The sequence below is a fragment of the Shewanella sp. SM101 genome, assembly GCF_025654465.1.
Classification (GTDB): Bacteria; Pseudomonadota; Gammaproteobacteria; order Enterobacterales; family Shewanellaceae; genus Shewanella; species Shewanella oncorhynchi.
Genome location: NZ_JAKKRH010000018.1, coordinates 15,876 through 39,670, shown reverse-complemented (window position 1 = coordinate 39,670; position 23,795 = coordinate 15,876). Strand labels below are relative to the sequence as shown.

The window sequence follows — 23,795 nt, the reverse complement described above, 5'->3', positions numbered from 1 at the left end:
CCGATTATTTATTCAGGCTACCAAGTTCAACTGACAACGTTTACACTTTTGTGCCGATTAAAGCAGCAGCTTGAAGCCTTGTATTCATCGTCATATCTGTTATTAACCCGCGATTTGCGCGAGTACGACTTCATGGTGATCTTTGGTTTTAAACTTATCGAATACGTGGGCGATGGTGCCGTCGGTATTGATAAGGAAGCTTAATCTGTGGATGCCATCATAGGTTTTTCCCATGAATTTCTTTTCACCCCAGACCCCAAAAGCGTCGGCGACACTGTGGTCTTCATCGCTCAGCAAAGTGAAGTTGAGTGCTTGTTTCTCTGCAAATTTAGCCAGTTTAGCCACAGGATCTGGGCTAATGCCAAATACAGTGACATTATGACTATCAAGCTCGGCTTTACTGTCACGTAGACCGCAGGCTTGAACTGTGCAACCCGGCGTTGATGCTTTCGGGTAAAAATACACTAAAACAGGGCCTTGCTTAAGGCTGTCTGCCAGCGATACTGAGTTACCATGTTGATCTTGCAGTGTAAAGTGAGGCGCTTTTGCCCCAGCCGTTAAGGTATTCATCTATTATCCTCTGTCCTCTAAGATGGCAGTGCCTTCCATACGACGAATAGTACAATCTAAGGTCATATCTTGGGCGAGCTGATAGATACTCTGTTCGAGCTTTTCTAGTTCAACTTTTTCAGGAATATTAATGGTTAGCGACACATTTTGCGTTTGTTCACCACCGGGGAGTTCCTCAGAAAATGAACGTACTGCGGCAAGATCTAATGACCTGTCAGCAAGGAACTGGGTAATGCGTTTAATGGTGCCGCGTTGGTCCTTACCCGTGAAGCGTACTTCGAGGCGAGAAAGGTAGTTTTGTGGTGTGTGTTTAGAGGTGCGTTTCATCACCGTCAGCAGTTCTAACTCAACGCTGAGACTGGGGAACATACTTTCAATTTTCGTTATTGATGCCCACGAGCCAGACAACATCATGATCAGGGTAAATTCGTTACCAAATAATGCCATACGGCTATCGACGATATCGCAGTCACAGTCACTGGCAAGTCGAGCTAGTTTACTTACAAGTCCAGGACGGTCGAGACCCATCGCTGTTACGACCAGGAAATTGATCATGAATTTTCCTCACTTTTTCGATATCATAGAGCGAAAACTCAGGGTTAAAGCTGAGTTTTTGTGCGGGATGTAATGCTACCATAACTAATTCAATTTGAGAGCCCCGTTAATGCTTGTCATTAGTGGTTGGCATCAGTACCATAGCGAATCCTGAAATCTTGGGGAAAGTCAGATGATAAACGGAAGCATCGTAGCCTTAATCACGCCAATGAACAGTGATGGCTCAGTAGATTTTGCAAGTCTTGAAAGGTTAGTCGAATTCCATATTGACCAAGGCACAGATGCCATTGTTGCCGTTGGTACTACTGGCGAGTCAGCGACTCTGCCTATGCCTGAGCATGTAGCGGTCGTTTCACAAACCGTTAAATTTGCTGCGGGACGTGTTCCTGTCATTGGTGGCAATGGCGCCAATGCCACATCTGAAGCCGTTGAGCTCACCAAGTCCTTATCTAAGGTGGGTGTTGCCGCTATGCTTGGTGTAACGCCATATTATAATAAGCCAACGCCTAAGGGATTGATTGCGCATTATAAAGCCGTGGCCGCTAGCACAGATATTCCACAAATTCTTTATAATGTTCCAGGTCGTACTGCCGTTGATATGCTGCCAGAAACTGTTGCCGAGCTTGTTAGCGTAAGCAACATTATTGGTGTAAAAGAGGCGACCGGTGACATATCCCGTGTAAAACGTCTGCGCGAACTGTGCGGCGATGATTTCCTCTTGTATAGCGGTGATGATGCCACTGCCAGAGAGTTTTTACTCTTAGGTGGAAATGGCGTAATTTCTGTGGCTAACAACATAGTACCAAAGGCTTTTAAAGCTATGTGTGATGCGGCGCTCGCTGGCAATGCCGAGCTTGCTCAGAGCATAGATACCCCGCTGCGCGGTTTGTATAGCACACTGTTTTGTGAAGCCAACCCTATCCCAGTAAAATGGGCTGCCCATCGTATGGGTTTGATTAAATGTGGCCATATTCGTTTACCTTTGACTGAACTTTCTGAGCAATGTCATGGTCTGTTGATAGAAGCAATGACTCGTGCCCAGATAGAGGTTAAATAATTAATGTTAAAGAAAGTCACTCCACTGATCTTAGTTGCTGCTGTTGCAGCCTGTAGTTCGCCACTTGATCGCCGCCAAGCGAACGGTAACGACGACTATGTTCAGGCCGAGCAAGCGCCTTTGCTTAAGATCCCCGCGGGATTAAAAACGCCACCCTACAATAAAGAATTCGATGTACCAGCACTGGGTTCTAAAGTGAATGCTTCGCTGTATGGCAAAAACTTAGATATCCGTCCGCCACTGCAAGTACTGCCAATGGCGGAGGGTACTCATGTAGAAGAGGGCAGTGACAACATTAAAATCGTGGTTGAATCCATCGACAATGCTGTGGATTTGAAACAAGAAATCTTCACAAACTTAGATGGTTTCTTTGCTCAAAAAGGTATTGCTGTTCGTAGCCGTGATTTTGACAAAGGCAACGTAGAAACCGATTGGATTGAAAGCCGTGAAGTGATTGAATCGAGCATGTGGGGTGCGGATAAAGTTTATCTGTTGCGCCAACGCTATCGTTTTGATGTGGAAACACGTCCACATGGTCGCACTGCTAATATCGTTATTCACTTAGTTGAACACGAAGAGTTCTACGACGATAAAGCGCAACAAGTTTTATTAAGCGGTGAAGATAAGCAAAGATACACTATTGATATGCTGAACAGCGCCATTGCGTATATCAGCGTTAAGCGCGACCAAGCGATCCAATCGAATCGTTTGAAGCAAACCTTAGGTATTAATGTTGATCTCGTAACGCCTGAAGAAGGTAAAGCTTACTGGTCTGCTAAAGCCTCTTACAAGCAAGTGTGGGATCGTCTACGCATAGTGCTACCAGAAATGGGCTTTGAAATTGCCGATATGGATAGTGCTAAAGGATTGTACTTTATCAAGTTTGACGATAACTCTGGTTTCTGGAGTTCATTGTGGGGCGAAGATAAGTTAGCACTGAAAGAAGGTAGCTACCGTTTACTGCTTGAAGATGGTGATACTCCAGAAGAAACGAAAATCTTCCTTCGCGATAACGAAGATCAGCCATTAAGCGATGAAGTAGTTAGCAATGTGTACCAGTCACTGTCAAACCTGATGAAAGAAGAACGTCAAATACGTTAATTTCAGCAGTTGACTAGAAAAGGGCGAATTATCGCCCTTTTTTATTGGCTGCGATTTGAGTTTTAAGTAGGGGATTGTCGATTATCTAGGCGATCTGTGTTTCAGAATTAAATTTTCTATATACCAATCTTTTTCAAATGGTTTTAGTGATAAATGTTGAGTTACTGGTGATAAGTAAAATTAATCACTTAACAACCTTGTTATCGTACTGCATTCTGGCAACTCAACCATTGATATCGCCAAAGACACTTAATCATACATATTTTGCGCTATCAGCGTAATTTGTAAGAAAAAGTAAAACGTATTGATGCGATGATGTGAGTGAGTAAACTAGCCGTCATTAATGCGAGTCATTCCTTGGAAGCCCGATGAAAAAAATTATTCTAATAATCGCCATATTGGCCGCGGCATGGTTTGGATACCAAGCCATGCAACCGCAAGAGATTGCTGCAGCCCAGATTAAACTCATACCTAATGTGGTGATTGCCACTGCCGCTATGGCGCCCATTCGCGATGAAGTTGAAGCTATTGGTAGCAATAAAGCCGCAGAATCTGTAACGATAACGCCTAAAGTCACCGACATGGTGATAGCGCTTAAATTTGACGACGGCGATATCGTTAAAAAGGGCGAGTTATTAGTCCAACTGCAAAATGCTGAGCAGATCGCTAAGGTTAAAGCCGCGCAAGTCAAAGTCAGTGATAATCAACGTGAATTAGCTCGGATCAGTTCGTTGGTGACTAGCCGCACTGTGGCCGAGTTAGAACGCGACAGATTACAAACTCTTATTGATACCACCCGTGCCGAGCTCGAACAGGCGCAATCATCACTCAATGATCGCAGTATTCTGGCGCCTTTTAATGGCCGTTTAGGCTTACGTCAAATCAGTGTGGGCAGCTTAGTGTCACCCGGCACTGTGATTACGACATTGGATGATATTTCTACCATTAAGCTCGATTTTTCAGTGCCAGAGCGCTTTATTCAAGATTTAGAGCCAGGTAAAAAGGTTGAAGCCAAAGCGGTCGCTTTCCCTGATGTGACTTTCAAAGGTGTGGTGACATCGATTGATAGCCGTGTGAATCCAATCACACGCACAGTGATTATTCGCGCCGAAATCCCCAATCCTGAGCTGCGTTTATTACCGGGCATGTTGATGAAGGTCAAACTCATCAAGCGTAGCCGCGAGGCCTTGATGTTGCCTGAATCTGCCATTATCCCGATCCAAAACAGCCATTATGTTTATAGCGTCAATGCCGACAAGGTGATTGAACGTAAACAAGTCACTATTGGTATTCGCACCCGTGGCTGGGTGGAGATCTTAGACGGTTTAGCCTTGGGCGAAAACGTGGTGATCCGCGGCTTACTGAAAGTTCATCCTGGGGATAAAGTGCAAACTGAGTTCGCGGAAAAGTTTAGTTATCTTGCCGATACGAACGCGGAGCCAAGTGTATGATCCTTACTGATCTCTCGGTCAAACGTCCCGTATTTGCCTCAGTGATCAGCTTGCTGCTGGTCGCTTTCGGGCTTGTCTCCTTTGATAAATTGCCCCTGCGCGAATACCCAAACATAGATCCGCCAGTGGTATCTATCGACACGAATTACCGCGGTGCCAGTGCTGCCGTGGTGGAAAGCCGCATTACCCAGTTGATTGAAGACAGGATCAGTGGCGTCGAAGGCATTCGTCACGTGAGTTCATCGAGCAGTGATGGCCGCTCATCGGTTACCTTAGAGTTTGATATTAGTCGTAATATTGAAGATGCAGCTAACGATGTGCGCGACAGGATCTCAGGTTTACTCGACAATTTACCCGATGAAGCTGATCCCCCTGAAGTACAAAAGGCCAATGGCAGTGATGAAGTGATCATGTGGCTCAATCTCGTGTCGGATCAAATGACGACCCTAGAATTGACCGATTACACCAACCGTTATTTGTCGGACCGCTTTTCGGTGGTCGATGGTGTGGCGCGGATGCGTATTGGTGGTGGTAAGGTTTACGCCATGCGCGTTTGGCTTGACAGACAAGCCTTGGCTTCTCGCAGTTTAACGGTTGCCGATGTTGAGGCCGCGCTCAGAGCTGAGAACGTCGAGTTACCTGCAGGTTCGATAGAGTCGAAGGAGCGGCACTTTACAGTGAGACTGGAGCGGGGTTATCGCACTGCCGAAGATTTCGCAAACTTAGTGATCACCCAAGGGGAAGACGGTTATTTAGTCAAACTGAGCGATGTCGCACGGGTGGAAATTGGCTCTGATGAAGAGCGGATTATGTTCCGTGGCAACAAAGAGGCAATGATAGGTTTAGGCGTGTCTAAACAGTCAACCGCCAATACGTTAGAAGTGGCGCGCGCAGTGAATGCGCTGGTTGACAAAATCAACCCGACCTTGCCAGCGGGGATGTCGATTAAACGCAGCTACGATAGCTCAGTGTTTATCGAAGCCTCGATTAAAGAAGTGTATCAAACCCTGTTCACAGCGATGATTTTAGTGATTATCGTGATTTATTTGTTCCTTGGCAGTGTGCGCGCTATGTTAATCCCCGCGATCACTGTGCCAGTATCTTTGCTCGGCACCTTTATTGTGCTGTATGCGCTAGGTTATACCATTAACCTCTTGACCTTATTGGCGATGATCCTCGCCATCGGTATGGTGGTGGATGATGCGATTGTGATGCTGGAAAACATCCATAGACGTATCGAAGAAGGAGATTCCCCACTCAAAGCTGCTTTCCTCGGTGCGCGTGAAGTGGCTTTTGCTGTTATCGCGACCACACTCGTGTTGGTCGCGGTCTTTATGCCAATCACTTTCCTTGAGGGTGATTTAGGTAAATTATTTAAAGAGTTTGCCGTGACCATGAGTGCGGCGGTCCTGTTCTCTAGCCTAGTGGCGCTCACACTCACGCCTATGATGTGCTCTAAGTTGCTTAAGCCGAGCTCGCAGGATTCTTGGTTGGTGCGTAAGGTCGACGGCATCATGACAAAAGTGTCAAACCGGTATCAATTGTCCTTAAAATCCGCCATGGCTCACCCGATATTGGTGTCGATTCTGGTGTTAGTCGCATTAGGCTCTAGTGTCTATTTAGTCCAAAAAGTACCGCAAGAATTTGCGCCACAGGAAGACCGTGGTTCGTTATTCTTGATGGTCAACGGGCCACAGGGCGCGAGTTACGAATACATAGAATCCTATATGAATGAAGTGGAAAACCGCTTGATGCCATTGGTCGAAACGGGTGATATCAAACGTCTGCTCATTCGTGCCCCCCGTGGCTTTGGCCGCGCGGCGGATTTCTCTAACGGTATGGCAATCATAGTACTGGAAGACTGGGGCAAACGTCGTCCAGTAAAGGAAGTTATCGTCGACATTAATAAACGTCTTGCCAATCTCGCCGGAGTGCAAGCGTTTCCTGTAATGCGCCAAGCCTTTGGTCGCGGTGTAGGTAAACCTGTGCAATTTGTGATTGGTGGACCTAGCTACGAAGAGCTTGCCCGCTGGCGCGATATCATGATGCAAAAGGCGGCACAGAATCCCAAATTATTGGGATTAGATCATGATTATAAAGAGACTAAGCCTCAACTTCGTGTCGTCATCGACAGAGACAGAGCGGCGAGCCTTGGAGTGTCGATTTCAAATATAGGCCGTACGTTGGAATCCATGCTGGGCTCACGCTTAGTGACGACGTTTATGCGTGACGGTGAAGAATACGATGTGATCGTTGAAGGCGAGCGCGATAATCAAAATACTGCGGCGGATCTGCAAAATATCTATGTTCGTTCCGAGCGCAGTCAGGAGCTTATTCCGCTGTCTAACTTAGTGACTGTGGAGGAGTTTGCCGACGCTAGTTCGCTGAACCGTTACAACCGTATGCGCGCGATCACCATAGAAGCCAGTTTAGAAGATGGCTATAGTCTGGGTGAAGCCCTTGATTATATGAATCAATTGGCGCGTACCTATTTGCCAGCGGAAGCGGTGATTAGCTACAAGGGCCAATCCCTCGATTATCAAGAGTCGGGTAGCTCTATGTACTTCGTATTCATCCTCGCACTGGGGATTGTATTCCTCGTGCTCGCGGCGCAGTTTGAGAGTTATATCCACCCTGTGGTGATCATGCTTACTGTGCCGCTGGCTACCGTCGGCGCCTTAATTGGTTTGTGGCTTACGGGGCAGAGTCTTAATATTTACAGTCAGATAGGCATTATTATGCTGGTCGGGTTAGCCGCGAAAAATGGCATCTTGATTGTCGAGTTTGCTAACCAATTACGGGATAAAGGCGTTGATTTTGATAAGGCCATTATCCAAGCGTCAGCGCAGCGGTTACGACCTATCTTAATGACAGGGATCACCACTGCCGCTGGTGCCGTGCCATTGGTGTTGGCGGTAGGCGCAGGTGCTGAAACTCGTTTTGTGATTGGTGTAGTGGTGTTGTCTGGGATTTTACTGGCAACCTTATTCACTATCTTCGTGATCCCCGCCGCTTATGGACTCTTTGCCCGCAACAGCGGATCGCCCGAAGCTATCGCCCAACAGTTAGAAAAAGAATTAGCCCAAGACTAACGCCTCGTGCAGGTTGATGTTGGAAGCATACATATAGGCGCTTGGTATTCATCAAGCGCCTTATTTTTCGCCATTCGAACCTCGTTTTAGCCCTTGCCCTTGAAAAGCAAATTTGGAGCCCCATTTAGTAAACACTAAGCGTTACTTTTACCAAATTGCGTAACAAATAAAGGAAAATTTCATGTCACAACAAGAAACTCATGGTTTTCAAACAGAAGTCAAACAGCTGTTGCATTTGATGATCCATTCTTTGTATTCCAACAAAGAAATTTTCTTGCGTGAACTGGTCTCCAACGCTGCGGATGCGGCGGACAAGCTGCGTTATCTGGCGTTGACCAATGACGCACTCTATGAAGGCGACGGTGAACTGCGAGTCCGTATCAGTGCCGATAAAGAAAAAGGCACTGTGACCATCGAAGATAACGGCGTGGGTATGACTCGCGACGGCGTGATTGAGCATTTAGGCACAATCGCAAAATCAGGCACCGCTGATTTCTTTAAGAATCTATCGGGCGAATCCTCAAAGGATTCACAGCTAATCGGTCAGTTTGGTGTTGGTTTCTATTCGGCTTTTATCGTGGCGAAGAAAGTCACTGTTCGCACTCGCGCTGCCGGTCATAAGGCCGATGAAGCCGTATTGTGGGAATCAGAAGGCGAGGGTAACTTCACCGTTGATACCATCACCAAGGCGAGCCGTGGTACTGAAATTACGCTGCACCTGCGTGACGAAGAAAAAGAATTTGCCGATGATTGGCGCCTGCGTTCGATCATCACTAAATACTCAGATCATATCTCTGTGCCAGTCGAAATGTGGCAAGAAGGCTCGCCAGAGCGTGATGGTCCTGATGGCGAAAAAATTCCTGCGACCGAAGGTCAATGGAAACTCATGAACAAAGCCACGGCTTTGTGGATGCGCAATAAAGCTGACATCAGTGACGAAGAGTATCAAGAGTTTTACAAACACATTTCCCACGATTATACCGATGCACTACTGTGGAGTCATAATCGGGTAGAAGGTAAGCAAGAATACACTAACCTATTGTATATTCCTGCAAAAGCGCCTTGGGATATGTGGAATCGCGACCGTAAACACGGCCTAAAACTGTTTGTGCAACGTGTGTTCATCATGGATGACGCTGAGCAATTTATGCCATCTTATCTGCGCTTCGTGCAGGGCTTAATTGACTCAAACGATCTGCCGCTGAACGTATCCCGCGAAATTCTGCAGGATAACCACGTGACCAAAGCGATGCGTACTGGTATCACCAAACGTGTGCTTGGCATGCTGGAAAAACTGGCGAAAGACGATGCGGAAAAATATCAACAGTTCTGGGCTGAATTTGGTCAAGTGCTGAAAGAAGGGCCTGCGGAAGATTTCGCCAACCGTGAGCGTATCGCGGGCTTATTACGTTTTGCCTCGACCCACACGGGCAGTGCTGCGCCGACTGTGTCACTTGATGACTACATCAGCCGCATGAAAGAAGGCCAAACTAAGATTTATTACATTGTTGCCGACAGCCATGAAGCCGCCGCTAACAGCCCACATTTAGAGTTGCTACGTAAGAAAGGCATTGAAGTCTTACTGATGTCAGAGCGTATCGACGAGTGGCTAATCAACCACTTAACTGAGTACAAAGAGAAACAACTGCACTCAGTGACCCGTGGTGACTTAGAACTTGGCGAGCTGGAAGATGCAGCTGAAAAAGAAGCGCAAGAAAAGCTTGAGCAAGAATCAGTAGCCTTGGTTGAACGCATTAAAGCGGCATTAGGCTCAACCGTTGCAGATGTGAAAGTCACGTCTCGCTTAACCGATACCCCAGCCTGTGTGGTGGCGGGTGAAGGCGAAATGTCGACTCAGATGATCAAGCTGATGCAAGCTGCGGGTCAACCTGTGCCAGAAGTGAAGCCGACATTTGAGATCAACCCAGCGCACCCATTAGTATCGCGCTTAAATGATCTTCAAGATGAAGCCGCCTTCGCGGATTGGTCAAATCTGCTGCTGCAACAGGCGCAATTATCTGAAAAAGGTAGCCTTGCGGACCCATCGGCCTTTATCAAGCTGATGAACCAAATGTTACTGGCTAACATGAAGTAAATGACTATCGGGGCCCTTCTTTGAACGGCCCCGATATTGTTTCTAGTGCAGGAAGAGTGGTTTGCGCCTAGCCTGTCACTCAATCCGTTAGCGGTAAGACTCGATTTTAAGACTTGGTTCTAACGCTTAGTTTTAAAAGAATAAGGCCTCCCATGATAGAGGCCTTAAATGTTAAGGGAATACTATGGATAATATCCTCAGTCTGACTAAAGACAACATTCAACAAGTGGTTGATGCCTCGATGCAACAGATCGTGGTGTTAGCCTTTTGGGCACAGCCGCAGGAACAGAGTGTGGCCATGCTGCGCACCTTAGAGCAAGTCGCCATGCAAAATGCGGGTCGATTCGTGCTCGCAAAAGTTGACTGTGAAGCCGAATTAGAAATTGCCAATTACTTTCACATTCAAAGTCTACCGACCACGTTAGTATTGGATAAAGGTCAGCCTGTAGATGGTTTTGCTGGCCTGCAAGATGCGGCGCAAGTCACGGCTATGCTGGATAAATATTTACCGCCTATGTGGCAGTTACAGTTTGCACAGGCAAAAGCATTACTCGCCCTGAGTCAAGTTAGCGCAGAGGATCTTGCTACTGCGGCTGTGTTGCTTAAAGAAGCACATACAGGGTCAAATCAAGCGGGTGAGGTGAGTCTAGTGCTTGCCGATGTGTATCTGATGCAGGGCGAATTAGTGTTAGCACAAGCCATGCTTGAGAAGGTAGGGCTTGCTGACCAAGATGGTTACTACCAGAGTTTAAAAGCTAAGCTCGCACTTGCCCTAGATGCAGCGGATACCCCTGAAATTCGCGATTTGCAGCAAAAGTTTGAGCAAAATCCAACAGATTTAGTGTTATTACTCGAGCTGAGTAAGGCATTGCATGCCGCCCACCGCGATGATGAAGCATTAGAACTGTTATTCGGTGTGCTCAGTAAAGATTTAGGTGCTGAAAATGGCACAGTAAAACAAGTGTTTATGGAAGTATTAACGGCACTTGGCCAAGGTAATCCCATAGCCAATCAATACCGCCGTAAGCTCTATACTTTGCTCTATTAATGAAAAAAATCGCTTAGTAACCGCAGTTTATTTGCGGTTTCTGAGGCTAAAGTCGAAGCTAAAACCCTTCTCAATGGCGGCCAGATGTGCGAAGATCGCCGCCCTAAGAAGAATATCAATGCGAAAAGAGGACTCTTGAGATGCGCATTATCCTATTGGGCGCCCCAGGTGCCGGTAAAGGTACCCAGGCCCAGTTCATTATGGAACAGTATGGTATCCCACAAATTTCCACTGGTGATATGTTACGTGCCGCGGTAAAAGCCGGTACTCCACTGGGTTTGGAAGCGAAGAAAGTGATGGATGCTGGTCAACTGGTTTCTGATGATCTGATCATCGGTCTGGTTAAAGAGCGTATCGCACAGGAAGACTGTGTTAAAGGTTTCTTGTTAGACGGTTTCCCACGTACCATCCCACAGGCGGATGCGATGGCAGCAAACGGTATTAGCATTGATCACGTGATTGAAATCGACGTGCCAGACGAAGAAATCGTTAAGCGCATGAGCGGTCGCCGTGTTCACCCAGGTTCTGGCCGTGTTTACCATGTGGTTTTCAATCCACCTAAAGTGGAAGGTAAAGACGACGTGACTGGCGAAGATTTAGCTATTCGTCCAGATGACGAAGAAAGCACCGTGCGTAAACGTCTTGCGATTTACCACGAGCAAACTAAGCCGCTGGTTGAATACTACGGTAAAGTGGCTGCCGCTGGCCAAACTCAATACAACAAGTTTGACGGTACTCAATCGGTTGCGGCCGTGAGTGAGCAGTTAGCTAGAGTGTTGAAATAACCGAATAAAGGTTAATTTACGAGAACAAGTTCTCATATTAAGAAAAAGCCTGCCGATGCAGGCTTTTTTTATGGGTATCGCAATGTTAGCCTCCAAGTGAACTTCATTAACCATGAGCCTAACGTTGAATCCTTCCCCTGCTTTTGGTGTGTTATTGGTTAACCTCGGCACGCCTGAACAACCTAGTCCTAAGGCCGTTAAACGCTTTTTAAGGCAGTTTTTAAGTGATCCCCGTGTCGTTGATTTATCGCCGTGGATTTGGCAACCGCTGCTGAACGGCATTATCCTCAACACCCGTCCGGCGAAAGTCGCCAAACTCTACCAAAGCGTGTGGACGCAGGAAGGCTCGCCCTTGATAGTGATAAGTGCACGCCAAGCACAAAAGTTGGCGGTGGACTTAAGTGCAACCTTTAACCAGACCATTCCGGTTGAACTGGGTATGAGTTACGGCAATCCCTCCATCGATGCGGGATTTGAACGCCTGAAAGATCAAGGAGCAGAGCGTATTATTGTGCTGCCTTTGTATCCCCAATATTCCTGCTCGACGGTGGCAAGTGTGTTCGATGCCGTTGCCCGTTATCTTAAAACCGTGCGTGACATGCCGCAGGTTCGCTTTAATAAAGACTATTTTGACCATAGCGCTTATATTGCTGCGCTGGCACACAGTGTGACGCGCCACTGGAAAACCCATGGGCAGGCCGACAAGTTGCTCTTGTCATTTCATGGTATTCCACTGCGTTATGTGAAAGAGGGAGATCCTTACCGCGAGCAGTGTTTTGTCACGGCTAAACTGTTGGCGCAAAAACTTGAGCTGAGCGAGTCGCAATGGCAAGTGTGTTTCCAATCGCGCTTTGGCCGCGAAGAATGGCTCACGCCCTACGCCGATAAACTATTGACCGAGTTACCTGCGCAAGGGATCAAAAGTGTCGATGTGATTTGCCCTGCGTTTGCGACCGATTGCCTCGAAACCTTAGAAGAAATCTCCATTGGCGCTAAGGAAACCTTTTTGCATGCGGGTGGCAGCGACTATCGGTTTATCCCTTGTTTGAACGACGATGAGTTACACATTGAATTATTACGGCAATTAATCCAAGAACAAGCGGTATCTTGGGTATAGGAGCACTGGCTTCGAACTGATTTTGTGATAGAATCTGCGCCCTTCCGGCTAAGGGGTGGGTTTTTTGTCTCGCTAGCCTAGACTCAATATTTTTAGGATGCTGCTTGGCTTGACCGCCTCGGCAGACGCCAATTAGCATGGATGCCAGGAAAAGAGAGCCACTATGAAGTTTCCCGGTCAGCGTAAATCTAAACATTATTTTCCGGTTAAAACCCGAGATCCGCTGCTTGAACAGCTGACTCAACAGCCTCAGCCGTTTGCGACTTATATCAGCGGTATTGATCAAACCTTAGTGGATATCGAAGCGAAAGTGGAAGACGAATTGCTGAGCCGTTATGGCTTGCCCAAAGGCAATTCTACCTTGATCAATGATGAACAGGCCCACAGACTCTACACTGAGTTAAAAATTCATGGTTTGATTAGCGATGAATTTGCTGGTGGCACTATTGGTAACACAGTGCACAACTATTCTATTCTGGCCGATGACCGTTCAGTGCTGTTTGGGGTTATGAGTCAGAATATTGAAGTGGGCAGTTACGCCTACCGCTATTTATGTAATACCTCTTCTAAAGTCGACCTTAACTTTCTACAACCTGTAGATGGTCCTATCGGTCGCTGTTTTACCCTGATTTCTGAGTGCGGCGAGCGAACATTTGCTATCAGCAAAGGCGCTATGGATAAACTCACACCTGAATTTATCGATAAAGACGTGGTGCAGGGCAGTTCAGCCTTAGTGTTGACCGCGTATTTGATGCGCGCCAGTGATGGCGACCGTATTACCGATGCGGCCATGTGCGCTATCGAATATGCAAAAGCCGCCGAAGTTCCCGTGGTATTAACCTTAGGCACGCGTTTCTTGATTGAAGAAGATCCACAATGGTGGCAAAACTTCATCAAAGAACATGTCACCATTTTGGCGATGAATGAAGACGAAGGTGAAGCCTTAACGGGTTCACGGGATCCTCTGCTTGCCAGTGAAAAAGCTTTAGAATGGTGCGACATGGTATTAACCACAGCGGGTCCAATCGGGCTTTATACTGCGGGTTATACCGAGGACTCAGAAAAACGCGAAACGACTCACACGCTGTTGCCGGGTGCTATCCCTGAATTTAACCGTTATGAATTTTCCCGTCCAAAGCTTAAAAGTGACTGTGAAACACCAATCAAAGTGTTTGCCCACATTTCACCTTACATGGGCGGCCCAGAAAAAATCGGTAACACTAATGGCGCTGGCGATGGCGCATTATCGGCGTTATTGCACGATCTGGCGGCCAATACTTTCCACAAGACTAACGTGCCAGGCTCAAGTAAACATAAGCGTGATGGCCTATGTTATTCCTCGTTTTCTCAAGTGTGTAAGTACGCTAACCGCGTCGCCTATGAAGTCTTAGCTCAGCATAGCCCGCGTTTATCCCGTGGTTTACCTGAGCGCGAAGATAGCTTAGAAGAATCCTACTGGGAAAGATAAGTCGATAGCTGTATTGGTATTAAGCTAACTGATTTACGCTAGGGCAATAACGGCAAACCGTTGTTGCCCTTATTTTTATGACGTTTATCAGCAATCAATCAGCCAAGCGCTAATTTTAACTACAGGCAGTTGCGAATAAATGTTAACGTTAGTCGGGTTCAGGTAGTCCAAATACAGCGATAATTTAAGGTGGAATTTTCGGTGAAAGCGCAAATCTTAAGAGAAATGAAGGTACTCACGGCCATAGAGCCTGAGTTCGAAGTGCAACGTCGTGTCGCGTTTATTAAAACCAAACTAAAAGAAGCGCGCAGCAAGGCATTGGTATTAGGGATCAGCGGTGGGGTGGATTCTTCTACTGCTGGGCGTTTGTGTCAGTTAGCGGTGGACAGTTTAAACCAAGAAAATAGCCAAGGCGGTTACCAGTTTATCGCTGTGCGATTACCCTATCAGATCCAAAAAGATGAGCATGAGGCGCAATTAGCCTGTCAGTTTATTCAGCCCTCTAAGTTGGTGACAGTGAATGTGCATCAAGGCGTTGATGGTGTGCACAGCGCTACAGTTGCCGCGTTAGCCGAAGCCGGATTGCCTTTGCCCGATGTGGCGAAGGTTGATTTTGTGAAGGGTAACGTTAAAGCCCGTATGCGGATGATAGCGCAATACGAACTCGCCGGACTCGTGGGCGGGCTTGTGGTGGGGACAGATCACAGTGCCGAAAATATCACAGGTTTTTATACCAAGTGGGGTGATGGTGCCTGCGATTTAGCGCCATTATTTGGTCTTAACAAACGCCAAGTTCGCCAACTCGCCGCGTATCTTGGCGCGCCAGAATCGTTAGTCTATAAAGCGCCGACCGCGGATTTAGAAGACAATAAACCCTTACTCGAAGATGAAGTTGCGCTTGGCTTAACCTATGCGCAAATCGATGATTTCCTTGAGGGTAAAGACGTTGGCAAGGCGGTTGAGGACAAGTTGATTGGTATTTATAAGGCGACACAGCATAAACGTCAGCCTATTCCAACCATTTACGACTAACCCTGAATCGTCCTTGAATATGCACTCGTTTGAACTTTGTTCACGAGTGCTTTTTTATGCCTTTGTTATTTGGTGACTAATGCTGTGGTGACAGCCGTTACCACAATCATAATGGAATTATTCACTGTGTTGGGGCTCTGGCGTTGCTAAGTGTTGGCGTGTCAGGGCGAACAGTTGGTTTGGGTATTGGCGATAATCCAAATAGGGCGTGAGTAAAAAATGCTGTCCTAGCGAAGATGGCAGCTTAAGTGCGGTTATGGATTTATTTTGGGCAGTTAAATGCTGCGCATCGGAATCGTTTACGGACATGGTGAGCCCTAAAGCATTTGCGGCCACTTGCCCCGCAATGAGATGAATCTTAGCGTTTGCCATCAATTCAGTGCCGCCTATGCAGAGCAGTTCATTTTGCTTAAGTAACACTTGGTCACGATAGCTGCGCCAATCTTCTCCAACCGCGCTGACTTTTGCCATAATAGTGAAGATCTTACGCCAATGATTGCCATTGAGAGCTATAAGAGTCGCGACAGCATCTGGCTGAGTGTAATGCCAGCTGTCAGGTACCAGCGGCGCTGTAGGAAGATAGTAAGCGAACCTAGCGTGTGGATTACCGATTATCATCGAGAGCGTATAAGTTTCGTTGGAATAAGACTATTTTCGATCCTAACCCGATTAAGGCCTATGCGGCTAATAAAATTGCGAGATGAGTAAATTGGGTGACTAAATTGAAGTGATTAAATTGGAGTGATTAAATTGGAGTGATTAAATTGTACTGCTTACACTAGTGGTTTTTATCGCGGTAAAACGTTTGAAGGATGTTTTTATCTACCCGTATAATCTAGTTGCATATTTTATCTCCATGTAGGAACAGCGATGAAGGCCATCATCATAGGTTCGACAAAACACCTATTTTTAGCTGCAGTGTATGCGAGTACTGGCATAGTGGTGGCGTTACTCGCGACAGGGATCTATTTTCTTAATGCGCGCCCTGAGCTGTCACTTTGGCATACGGTCGAGCTAGAAAATGAGTTCCATTATAATACTAAACTCGCTAATTTTAATGAGTACTTAGCGCTAGAAGACCGCTTATTCGGCGAAGTTGAGCGCAAAGTTGTACAGAAGATTCCTACCTCTGAATTATCTCCAGTGAATCGCTATGTTAAAAATAGCTTGTCTGATCCTGCCCATTGGCCACAAAACTGGAATCGCAGTTATGAATGGTCTGTGGCTAATGCCGAATTTGGAGTATTACTGCTCCACGGTATGTCGGATTCGCCCTATGCTCTATCCAATGTGGCAGTGCACTTTAAAGGTAAAGCCCATGTGCTCGGTTTAAGACTGCCAGGACATGGCACGATTCCAAGTGGATTGACTGAGCTTTATTGGCAAGATCTGGCCGCAGCGGTGAATTTAGCCACAGCGCATATGCGGCAAACTCTGAAAGATAAACCATTATTTGTGGTGGCTTTTTCGACGGGTGCCGCCGTCGCGCTGAACCATGAGTTAGAACGTATAAGCCATGATAAAGCCCCTGATTATGATGGAATGATTTTTATCTCTCCCGCGATAGGGCTAGCGCCATCTGCGGCGGCTGCACGCTGGCAGAGTTGGATAGGACGATTGTTGGAGCTGGATAAACTGCAATGGAACAGTATTCAAGTAGAGTACGATCCCTTTAAATACACCTCTTTTGCGGTTAATGCGGGCGATGTAGTTTATCAATTAGCCCTGCGTAACCAAGGTTTATTGGCAGGATTAACGCCGCAGCAACGGGCGCAAGTTCCGTCGATACTCACCTTTCAGTCGGTAGTGGATGCAACCGTTTCAACCGCGGCGGTGGTGAATAATCTGTATCAAACGTTGCCAGAAAAAGGCCATGAGCTAGTGCTGTTTGATATGAACCGACTCGATGTAAATGCCAAGATGGTGTCCAATGATCCGCTTGCGGGCTTGTTGGCGAACATTAATAACCCTGAGTTACATTATCGCGGCACTGTGGTGGAAAATATCAGTAATGAAACCACGCAGGTTCAGGCACGATACTTTGGTTTAGATGAACTGGGTTTAGATGAGCAGAATTTAGATACACAGGATATAGGCACACAGGGTAAAGTGCTCACTCAGGTCAGTGAAAACGTGCGGATATTAGATTTATATTGGCCTGCAGGCGTGTATTCCTTATCCCATGTTGCGCTACCTTTTGGCATAGATGATGGGCTTTATGGCGCAGTGATCCAGCCTGATTTACATAGGATCCAAATCGGAGCCTCAGCTTCGCGCGGAGAGCGCGGCTTGTATAGCGTGTCAGCGTCTGAAATGTTACGACAGAAATGGAATCCATTTTTCCCGTATCTACTCGAGCGCATGGATGAGTACCGACTCGCGCATATGCACTCGCATTGAATGATGATTTAGTAAACGGGTGTCATTATGTCTGTTCTGCAGCTAAATCCTGTTTGAGTATGGACGTAATCAGTATCGAGCAATCATTATCGACGAAAATTGTGTCATTCAGAACATAAACTAAGCAGTTGATCAAAGAGATGTAATGAAGCCCTTGCGCAGTTGCGAGGCAATTGCTACAGTTCTGGCTCGCTTAAGATAAACCCCATAAACAGTATCTTAAGTGATAAGTAATTGAGCAAAAGCCGTAAAGATTATCGCTAAACTGTATTTAGCTAAGTCAGAACAGGTATGCAATATACTTAAAAATTCGGTATGTAGCGCAGCCCGGTAGCGCACTGTCATGGGGTGTCAGGGGTCGGAGGTTCGAATCCTCTCATACCGACCAAATTCATAAACAAAAAAGCCTGCAATCTTAATCAGTTGCGGGCTTTTTTGTGTCTGTAATTTGGATTTTTACTGCTTAGAGGTGGTGAAACAATGGTGAAATGGGGGTGAAACGGGTTTCAGAATTACAGTGTTCAAGTGCGCTGGTTGCCTTAGTTTTATTAATGGCTGAATTTAATCTCAGCGTGAGGTACTTCGGTCCATTGCAGATGATCCCGCACATAGATTTTGGTGGACTTAGCATCGGTGTGAGCCATTCGGCCTTGAGGATCAACACCCATATCAGAAAACAATCTGGCGGAAAGCGCACGGATCTCGTGGAAGGTTGGGCGCTGGCTCATTTCTAAATGATTGAACAGCGCTAACTCATCCCTTAATGCTGAAAACGCTCTGCTGAGATAATTAGGATCGAGCTGATAGCGGTGATCAGTCGCTTCACTTTGCTTATTGTGTTTGTCTGGTCGGCGATGAACCACATAAGGACAAAGCACTCCATCACGACTTTTATCAATAACGGCCTTTAATACCTCACCGATAGGGATTGCCACATGGCTGGCTTCTTGCTCTTCCACTTTTTGGCGATGAATAAATAATGTGCCGTAAATGCCATCGACAGGTTCATCAAACCATAGGCAACCACATTGGCCTTCCTTAGGTTTTTTAATGCTGTATTTTATCCGCGATACTTCAAGGCGTGCTTGGGTTGATTGCAAAGCAAGGTCCATCGCCGTTTGTAACCACAGTGGCGCAGCAGCATGGATTCGTTGATACACTTCAAAGCTTAGGCGTTGGCGTTCTTTACCTTTAGTTTTGCGCTTTTTCATCTTTCGAGAGGCCGGATTATCTAACATGATGGACTGGTCGATTGCGTAGTTAATCAGTTTCTCCAAAAATCCAAGTTTGCGGTTATGCACATTGGGGCTGGCATCAGGATGGTATTGGTTTAGATAGCCGTTGATGTGCTCAAGGCTAATATCTTGGCTGCTAACCTCAGCAAAATAGGTTTTAACCCGTTCGGCATCGTTGCGCATAGTGCTGCCCAGTTGCTTACTTGGTGCTTCCTCTTTAAATATCAACTCTAAAAGGCGGTCCACATGGCTGGCAAAGGACAGTCCATCAGCTTGAGGTGAGGCGCATGAGGCTTCAATCAATTGATCCACCGTTAACCCAACGGTAGGTCGCATAATGCGGTTGTACTCAACCGCAATTTGAATCGCCTGCACTTTATCTTTACCTAATGTTTTGCGAACACCATTTACCAGCGTAAAGCGGTAAGTGCCCTTGGAGCTATCAAACATTAGATGCTGAGGCAGATTTTTATTATGCGACTTTTTTGGGCGTACCATGTTAATTACCTTGAGGCTGCAATTAAATCAGACACCGCGCTGCTAACGGCGGGCGCGACACCAAAGTGCTGGTCTTCGTAAACATAGACCTTGTTATCTACAATGAGCCCGCGAATCACTCCACGTAAAATCCAACCTTTAATGGTACGATTTTGAGGCGCGGAATTGGCTGCAAACTCACGTTCAGACCACTCACTGGCCCTCATTAGTTTGGAAGGTTTTCTATAGGACATTTTAGACTCCTAGTATTTCAAATCGAGCGATAACGGCTTGTTCTCGGCTTTCAGTTGACGATAAATCGAACTTTGGGCGCTGGTTGAAAATTGCTGCTTCCTGCAGATTGCTTCATTCTGCTTCCTTATCTTTCGGAGCGAAGAACAGTGCGACGGGGCCATCTTCGGTGTCGTGAATGCTCAGCAAGAATGAGCCGGCCTTGTCGCAAACGGGTTGCCAATCGCTGATGTCGTTGTCGCCCTCGTCAAAGTAGCGCTCGATGAGGTTTTCAGGGGCATCGAGTTCAAACCAAATCGCCACAAACTCGCCGCCTTGGCGTGCCGCCCATGCTTCACACTCCACACGGGTTACGCCTTCGTCCCACTCGGGCAAATCTGGATGGGTCCAATAACCTTCTTCACGTTCTACTGTTGCTGCTTGTATCGACTTCATGCTGCTTCTCCTTGGCGCAGGGCTTGATATGTTTGCCATGCGGGCAAATCAGTGTTTGATACTCGCCAATCAAGCTCGCCAGCCTTGTCATAGGCCACTGAGCCGCCATATTGAGCACCTTCAAAAGTAAATGTCGCAGTGCAATACAGTTGTGGATATGCACCGTTAAACGCCGTGAAGGTCAGATCAGGGCGCAGTGATAACAGCTGTTGCTTAAAGGCGTCGGCATTAGCATTGTGTTCCGTGATGTCAGCTTGCTTTTGTGAATGGCACGCCGCGTTGCAATAAAACGCCTCGCCGATGCAGATCACCGCTTCAGTGTCCGTCGCATTGCCTTCATCGTCTTCGGCTTTAATTGGGTTGCCGCAGTGGTAACAGGTAAAGCACCAACCATCCGTCAGTAACACTTGATAAGGCACGTTACCTTGCTCAGCGTATTGGTCATATTCAGGGCAGCGAGTCACTGACATATCATCTTCAAAGGTCAGATTGAGTTCGCCTGCACCGATGCGACGAGCGGCAGCTGCATGTTGATGAAACACAATGCATGCGGCGCCCTCGCAATGTTCTTGTACTTGAAACGCTTTAATCTTGGGTGTGCTCATGCTGCTTCTCCTTTTATCCTGAGTTTTGATTCTGCGTTGAGTGCGAATACTTCGGCGTCGGCTTGGCCGAAGTCGCTGCACTCGATGGCGTTAAAAGACTTACAAATGCCCCAACCGTGGTAATTGTTTGGGGTGTACTTCACTTCGATTTGTTGCTGATCGCACATCAAGGTGAAGTAGGGCTTAGATAACGTCACCACGCCCGCTTTAGTGCTGAACGTATTCATGCCGCCTCCTTGTTTTGGTTGTCGCTTGCTTGGCTTACAGGCGAATGGCAGGGCAGGCGCATTGGGTGGTATTGGTACGAATACACTATGGTGCGGCTAATGCCCTTGGCGAGGTTGGTTAAGCCGTTGCCCAATGCTTGCCAGTAGAGGCAATCTAGTGCGCCGAGTGCCAGCGCGATTTTGATGCTGTCGCCCGTTGTGGCCTTGAGTAACAGGCTCAACTTATGGCTGCGGTAATGATTTAGCAGATGGCGAAACGCCGCTGATTGAGTCATTTAGGCCACCTGCTTCGGTTGCAAAGGGCTTGATTGCAAATGAGTTAATTGCAGTTTGGCCCAGTCGATGGCCTTAATGGCCTCGACCGTGGCGGCGATTTGCTCTAACTTCTTTTGCCCGCGCAGAAAGTTTGAAAGCTCAATACCGTGGCGAGCCGCCGCGCGTTCGGCGGGTAGGGCGCTGGTGTAATGCAGCGTTAACGCGGCAATCACCTCGGGCGAACTAATGCGGGTGAGTGACAGCAATAACGCAACGCGCTCTTGTGATTCAAAGCCTGGGAGTAAGTGGTTCATGCTGCACCGCCTGTGGTACTGATCACCCTGAACTCGACCACCCATAACCACGGGTTAGCATCAACGTTGTGATAGATTTGCTCCCAAGTGCGCAGGAATGCCGCCCGCGGCTTCTCATACCAGCCCGTCGATTTCGCCGCGGCAGAGCATGAATGATCAAAGCCCTCTTTTATGGCATCGTCTTCTGAGATCTCATTTAATCGCTCAACCCGAACGGCGGTGACTTCCAGCAGAATGCGCGCCGCCCAGCGTGGCATGTGGATAGAGGGAATAAACCCGCGATACTCAGCGCCACGATAATCAAAGTCTTCATCACCCGTACCTGCCGTTAATCCGCCACTGACATAATGCAAATCAGGCCAGTGTGCTTTGGTCATTGCCTCACGTACCCACAGCTGATCACCAAGCGTGCCGAACGGTGAAACAAACGCGCAATCTTCATCGCTAACCCCAAAAGCATTATCTTTTGCAGGTTGATAGAATCCCTGCTTATCAATCACTGTCGGCGTATACCATTCGGCATTTTTAGAAAATGGCGCCCAATCATCATGCGGCTGAGCTTTAAACATTCTCCGCGTCTGTGTTTTACGGCCATCAAGAATGACGCGCACCATTTCGGTGTTGAAGATAATAGGGCGTTGTTTCATGCTTCACCTCTGTTCCATTCGTGCTCAGGGCTTACGTCCCAGTAGCAAAACTCGATAAAGTTTTTAAAGCCGTCACCGTACTCTAAATAACGCTTATAGCGCTGCTGTGACTTAGTTGTTTTTCGGATACAGCCAATGCCACCGTATTCAACCTCCCAAGTTGGGTGGCAATGACGAATAACGCCTGGCTTGTCATCATCAAAGTTAACGCCAAGGTGATGACCGCAATCTTTGATGATCACGCCAGCGCGGCCATTCACTTTAACTAAGCGGCCTATTTCGGCTGGAACAGCGTAATGCTGTTTGATGTAGTCAAATTGGCTCATGTTGATTTCCTAATCTTCTAACCAAGAAACGGTGCAGACCTTTGGCGGCACGAATGGCGACAGTGCGGTCGGTGGTAAACTTGCCACCGGGCAACATCCAACCTTCCTTAAACGCGACGATATGGCCAACGCCGATTTTGATATCGCTGTGTAGCGGTTTGTCATCAGTTATCATGCTGCTTTCCTTCTCTCGTCACTGCACTCAGCCGAGCTAAGCTGCGGCTTCGCCGTTAAACACCACCAGATTGATGATGGGTTTCTTGGTTTTGGGGTTCACCTTGTCCGAAAGCTTGTGATAGCGAATATGCACATCGCGGTGGGCTTCTTGGGTCATGGCTAACACGATATATTGCTGGCACAGCGCGGGCGTCGATAACGAATGCGACAGGCGTTGTGGCTTCATGGTTTCAAACAAGTGCTGCGCCATATCATCCAACTTGGCTTGGTACTCCACAGGGCTCAGTTGACGGCGGTTAGGGTGCGCGCCTACTGAGGTGCTGCACTTCTTGGCCGCTTGTTTTTTCGCTAAGGTCATGGACACGCCGTAAACAAAAAACATAAATGCCTCCAACAAGGTGAAACTGTCGCCGTAATCGTTATCGGGATATGGACCATCACCCCTTGGTTGCTGTGCCTTGGCTGCTTTGCCTAGATAGCCTAAATCGTGAATGTGCGCGGCGGCTCTGCGGCTCTACTGCGTTAGTGGCCGACGGGCGCGGCTGGCGTCATCGTGTGCAGCGGATGCACATTAGTGACGGCTTGCGAGTCGTTACGCCACACCATCACCCTGCCGTACAAACCTTGTTGGGGCTCAGTGAAGCGCAGGCAGAAGTTGAGCCCGAGTTCACCCGTGTGGCGGATGAACTGGCGGTAAAACGCAGGGCTAGGGTGGTGATAGGCAAAATGCTTGACCAGCTCATTGCAACGGGCTTGCACTCGTGGGCAATCCATCGGGTCGATGTGGCCCTTGGCCAGCGCCATTAAGCTGGCGAAACGTATTGCAACCAGTAGACGAAACTCATCGCGTTGCTTAGGTGTGGTGTGAACTTTCGCTAGAATCATTTCCTTGTCCTCGGTAGTGGGTACAAGCAAAATATAACCTTGGTTAATTATTTGGTCAATAACTATAGTTAATTAATTGGATTAATTTTAGTTATATGGTTTCATGGGCGACCTGCAATACCGAATAAGAGATTGATATAAGGTGGGTTATGGTGGCGCTAGGTTAGGTCATGTTGCAGGGGGAGGCTG

26 protein-coding genes and 1 tRNA gene are annotated in these 23,795 nt (G+C 47.4%); 12 read left to right on the top strand and 15 right to left on the bottom strand.

Features of this window, described 5'->3' with window-relative positions; genetic code table 11:
- Positions 1-102 precede the first annotated feature (102 nt).
- Entirely contained in the window at positions 103-570 is a 468-nt protein-coding gene (gene bcp, locus L5M38_RS11685) for a thioredoxin-dependent thiol peroxidase (protein ID WP_113940881.1), read from the bottom strand.
- A gap of 3 nt (positions 571-573) precedes the next feature.
- The gene (locus tag L5M38_RS11680; protein ID WP_263179203.1) at positions 574-1,125 is read right to left on the bottom strand and encodes a glycine cleavage system protein R; all 552 of its coding nucleotides are present in this window, start codon (positions 1,123-1,125) and stop codon (positions 574-576) included.
- A gap of 172 nt (positions 1,126-1,297) precedes the next feature.
- Here L5M38_RS11680 and dapA point away from each other — a divergent pair, with 172 nt between their 5' ends.
- From dapA to nadE, 10 genes are all read left to right on the top strand, one after another.
- Entirely contained in the window at positions 1,298-2,182 is an 885-nt protein-coding gene (dapA, locus tag L5M38_RS11675; RefSeq protein ID WP_263168204.1) for a 4-hydroxy-tetrahydrodipicolinate synthase, read from the top strand.
- A 3-nt stretch (positions 2,183-2,185) separates the two neighbouring features.
- Positions 2,186-3,283 carry an outer membrane protein assembly factor BamC gene (gene bamC / locus L5M38_RS11670; RefSeq protein ID WP_198572357.1) on the top strand — a complete coding sequence of 366 codons (1,098 nt, stop codon included), beginning with the start codon at positions 2,186-2,188 and terminating at the stop codon, positions 3,281-3,283.
- A 368-nt stretch (positions 3,284-3,651) separates the two neighbouring features.
- A complete protein-coding gene (locus L5M38_RS11665; protein ID WP_263179202.1) occupies positions 3,652-4,734 on the top strand; it encodes an efflux RND transporter periplasmic adaptor subunit in 1,083 nt (360 codons plus the stop codon).
- Complete coding sequence (locus tag L5M38_RS11660) at positions 4,731-7,826, top strand: efflux RND transporter permease subunit (protein ID WP_131523289.1); 3,096 nt, start codon at positions 4,731-4,733, stop codon at positions 7,824-7,826. The genes L5M38_RS11665 and L5M38_RS11660 overlap by 4 nt, the downstream gene beginning before the upstream one ends.
- 181 nt (positions 7,827-8,007) lie before the next feature.
- Positions 8,008-9,921 carry a molecular chaperone HtpG gene (gene htpG, locus L5M38_RS11655; protein WP_263179200.1) on the top strand — a complete coding sequence of 638 codons (1,914 nt, stop codon included), beginning with the start codon at positions 8,008-8,010 and terminating at the stop codon, positions 9,919-9,921.
- 184 nt (positions 9,922-10,105) lie between these two features.
- Positions 10,106-10,969 (top strand): tetratricopeptide repeat protein, encoded by an 864-nt coding sequence (locus L5M38_RS11650; protein WP_263179199.1) that lies wholly within the window; start codon positions 10,106-10,108, stop codon positions 10,967-10,969.
- Between the two features lie 140 nt (positions 10,970-11,109).
- Complete coding sequence (gene adk, locus L5M38_RS11645) at positions 11,110-11,754, top strand: adenylate kinase (RefSeq protein WP_028759655.1); 645 nt, start codon at positions 11,110-11,112, stop codon at positions 11,752-11,754.
- A 112-nt stretch (positions 11,755-11,866) separates the two neighbouring features.
- Complete coding sequence (gene hemH / locus L5M38_RS11640; protein WP_263179196.1) at positions 11,867-12,871, top strand: ferrochelatase; 1,005 nt, start codon at positions 11,867-11,869, stop codon at positions 12,869-12,871.
- A 163-nt stretch (positions 12,872-13,034) separates the two neighbouring features.
- Positions 13,035-14,339, top strand: coding sequence for an inosine/guanosine kinase (locus L5M38_RS11635; protein WP_028759658.1), 1,305 nt, complete (start codon positions 13,035-13,037; stop codon positions 14,337-14,339).
- Between the two features lie 201 nt (positions 14,340-14,540).
- On the top strand, positions 14,541-15,371 hold the full coding sequence (gene nadE / locus L5M38_RS11630) for an ammonia-dependent NAD(+) synthetase (protein ID WP_263171948.1): 831 nt from the start codon (positions 14,541-14,543) through the stop codon (positions 15,369-15,371).
- Positions 15,372-15,488: 117 nt separating this feature from the next.
- Here the strand turns inward: nadE and L5M38_RS11625 are convergent, their stop codons facing one another.
- Positions 15,489-15,989 (bottom strand): DUF6942 family protein, encoded by a 501-nt coding sequence (locus tag L5M38_RS11625; RefSeq protein WP_263179195.1) that lies wholly within the window; start codon positions 15,987-15,989, stop codon positions 15,489-15,491.
- Positions 15,990-16,241: 252 nt separating this feature from the next.
- Here L5M38_RS11625 and L5M38_RS11620 point away from each other — a divergent pair, with 252 nt between their 5' ends.
- Both L5M38_RS11620 and L5M38_RS11615 read left to right on the top strand, forming a co-directional pair.
- Positions 16,242-17,771, top strand: coding sequence for an alpha/beta hydrolase (locus tag L5M38_RS11620; protein ID WP_263179193.1), 1,530 nt, complete (start codon positions 16,242-16,244; stop codon positions 17,769-17,771).
- A 311-nt stretch (positions 17,772-18,082) separates the two neighbouring features.
- Positions 18,083-18,159 (top strand) — tRNA-Pro (locus tag L5M38_RS11615).
- Positions 18,160-18,319: 160 nt separating this feature from the next.
- Here the strand turns inward: L5M38_RS11615 and L5M38_RS11610 are convergent.
- The 12 genes from L5M38_RS11610 to L5M38_RS11555 all read right to left on the bottom strand — a co-directional run bounded on the left by L5M38_RS11610 (position 18,320) and on the right by L5M38_RS11555 (position 23,606).
- Positions 18,320-19,504, bottom strand: a complete 1,185-nt coding sequence (locus tag L5M38_RS11610) for a recombinase (RefSeq protein ID WP_263179191.1) — start codon at positions 19,502-19,504, stop codon at positions 18,320-18,322.
- Positions 19,505-19,509: 5 nt separating this feature from the next.
- Positions 19,510-19,737 (bottom strand): hypothetical protein, encoded by a 228-nt coding sequence (locus L5M38_RS11605; protein ID WP_006082046.1) that lies wholly within the window; start codon positions 19,735-19,737, stop codon positions 19,510-19,512.
- Positions 19,738-19,849: 112 nt separating this feature from the next.
- Positions 19,850-20,170 (bottom strand): hypothetical protein, encoded by a 321-nt coding sequence (locus L5M38_RS11600; RefSeq protein WP_263179188.1) that lies wholly within the window; start codon positions 20,168-20,170, stop codon positions 19,850-19,852.
- A complete protein-coding gene (locus L5M38_RS11595) occupies positions 20,167-20,775 on the bottom strand; it encodes a hypothetical protein (RefSeq protein ID WP_263179187.1) in 609 nt (202 codons plus the stop codon). The genes L5M38_RS11600 and L5M38_RS11595 overlap by 4 nt, the downstream gene beginning before the upstream one ends.
- Positions 20,772-21,002: a hypothetical protein gene (locus L5M38_RS11590; protein WP_011847800.1), complete on the bottom strand. Its 231-nt coding sequence runs from the start codon at positions 21,000-21,002 to the stop codon at positions 20,772-20,774. Before L5M38_RS11590 ends, L5M38_RS11595 begins: the two co-directional genes overlap by 4 nt.
- Positions 20,999-21,277, bottom strand: coding sequence for a hypothetical protein (locus L5M38_RS11585; RefSeq protein WP_263179183.1), 279 nt, complete (start codon positions 21,275-21,277; stop codon positions 20,999-21,001). The genes L5M38_RS11590 and L5M38_RS11585 overlap by 4 nt, the downstream gene beginning before the upstream one ends.
- A complete protein-coding gene (locus tag L5M38_RS11580) occupies positions 21,278-21,571 on the bottom strand; it encodes a hypothetical protein (RefSeq protein ID WP_263179180.1) in 294 nt (97 codons plus the stop codon).
- Positions 21,568-22,218 (bottom strand): hypothetical protein, encoded by a 651-nt coding sequence (locus L5M38_RS11575; RefSeq protein WP_263179179.1) that lies wholly within the window; start codon positions 22,216-22,218, stop codon positions 21,568-21,570. The genes L5M38_RS11580 and L5M38_RS11575 overlap by 4 nt, the downstream gene beginning before the upstream one ends.
- Positions 22,215-22,544, bottom strand: a complete 330-nt coding sequence (locus L5M38_RS11570) for a hypothetical protein (protein ID WP_263179177.1) — start codon at positions 22,542-22,544, stop codon at positions 22,215-22,217. Before L5M38_RS11570 ends, L5M38_RS11575 begins: the two co-directional genes overlap by 4 nt.
- Positions 22,531-22,719, bottom strand: a complete 189-nt coding sequence (locus L5M38_RS11565; RefSeq protein ID WP_263179175.1) for a DUF1317 domain-containing protein — start codon at positions 22,717-22,719, stop codon at positions 22,531-22,533. Before L5M38_RS11565 ends, L5M38_RS11570 begins: the two co-directional genes overlap by 14 nt.
- 36 nt (positions 22,720-22,755) lie before the next feature.
- Positions 22,756-23,103 carry a hypothetical protein gene (locus tag L5M38_RS11560; protein ID WP_263179173.1) on the bottom strand — a complete coding sequence of 116 codons (348 nt, stop codon included), beginning with the start codon at positions 23,101-23,103 and terminating at the stop codon, positions 22,756-22,758.
- Positions 23,104-23,243: 140 nt separating this feature from the next.
- On the bottom strand, positions 23,244-23,606 hold the full coding sequence (locus L5M38_RS11555; protein WP_263179171.1) for a hypothetical protein: 363 nt from the start codon (positions 23,604-23,606) through the stop codon (positions 23,244-23,246).
- Positions 23,607-23,795: the final 189 nt, after the last annotated feature.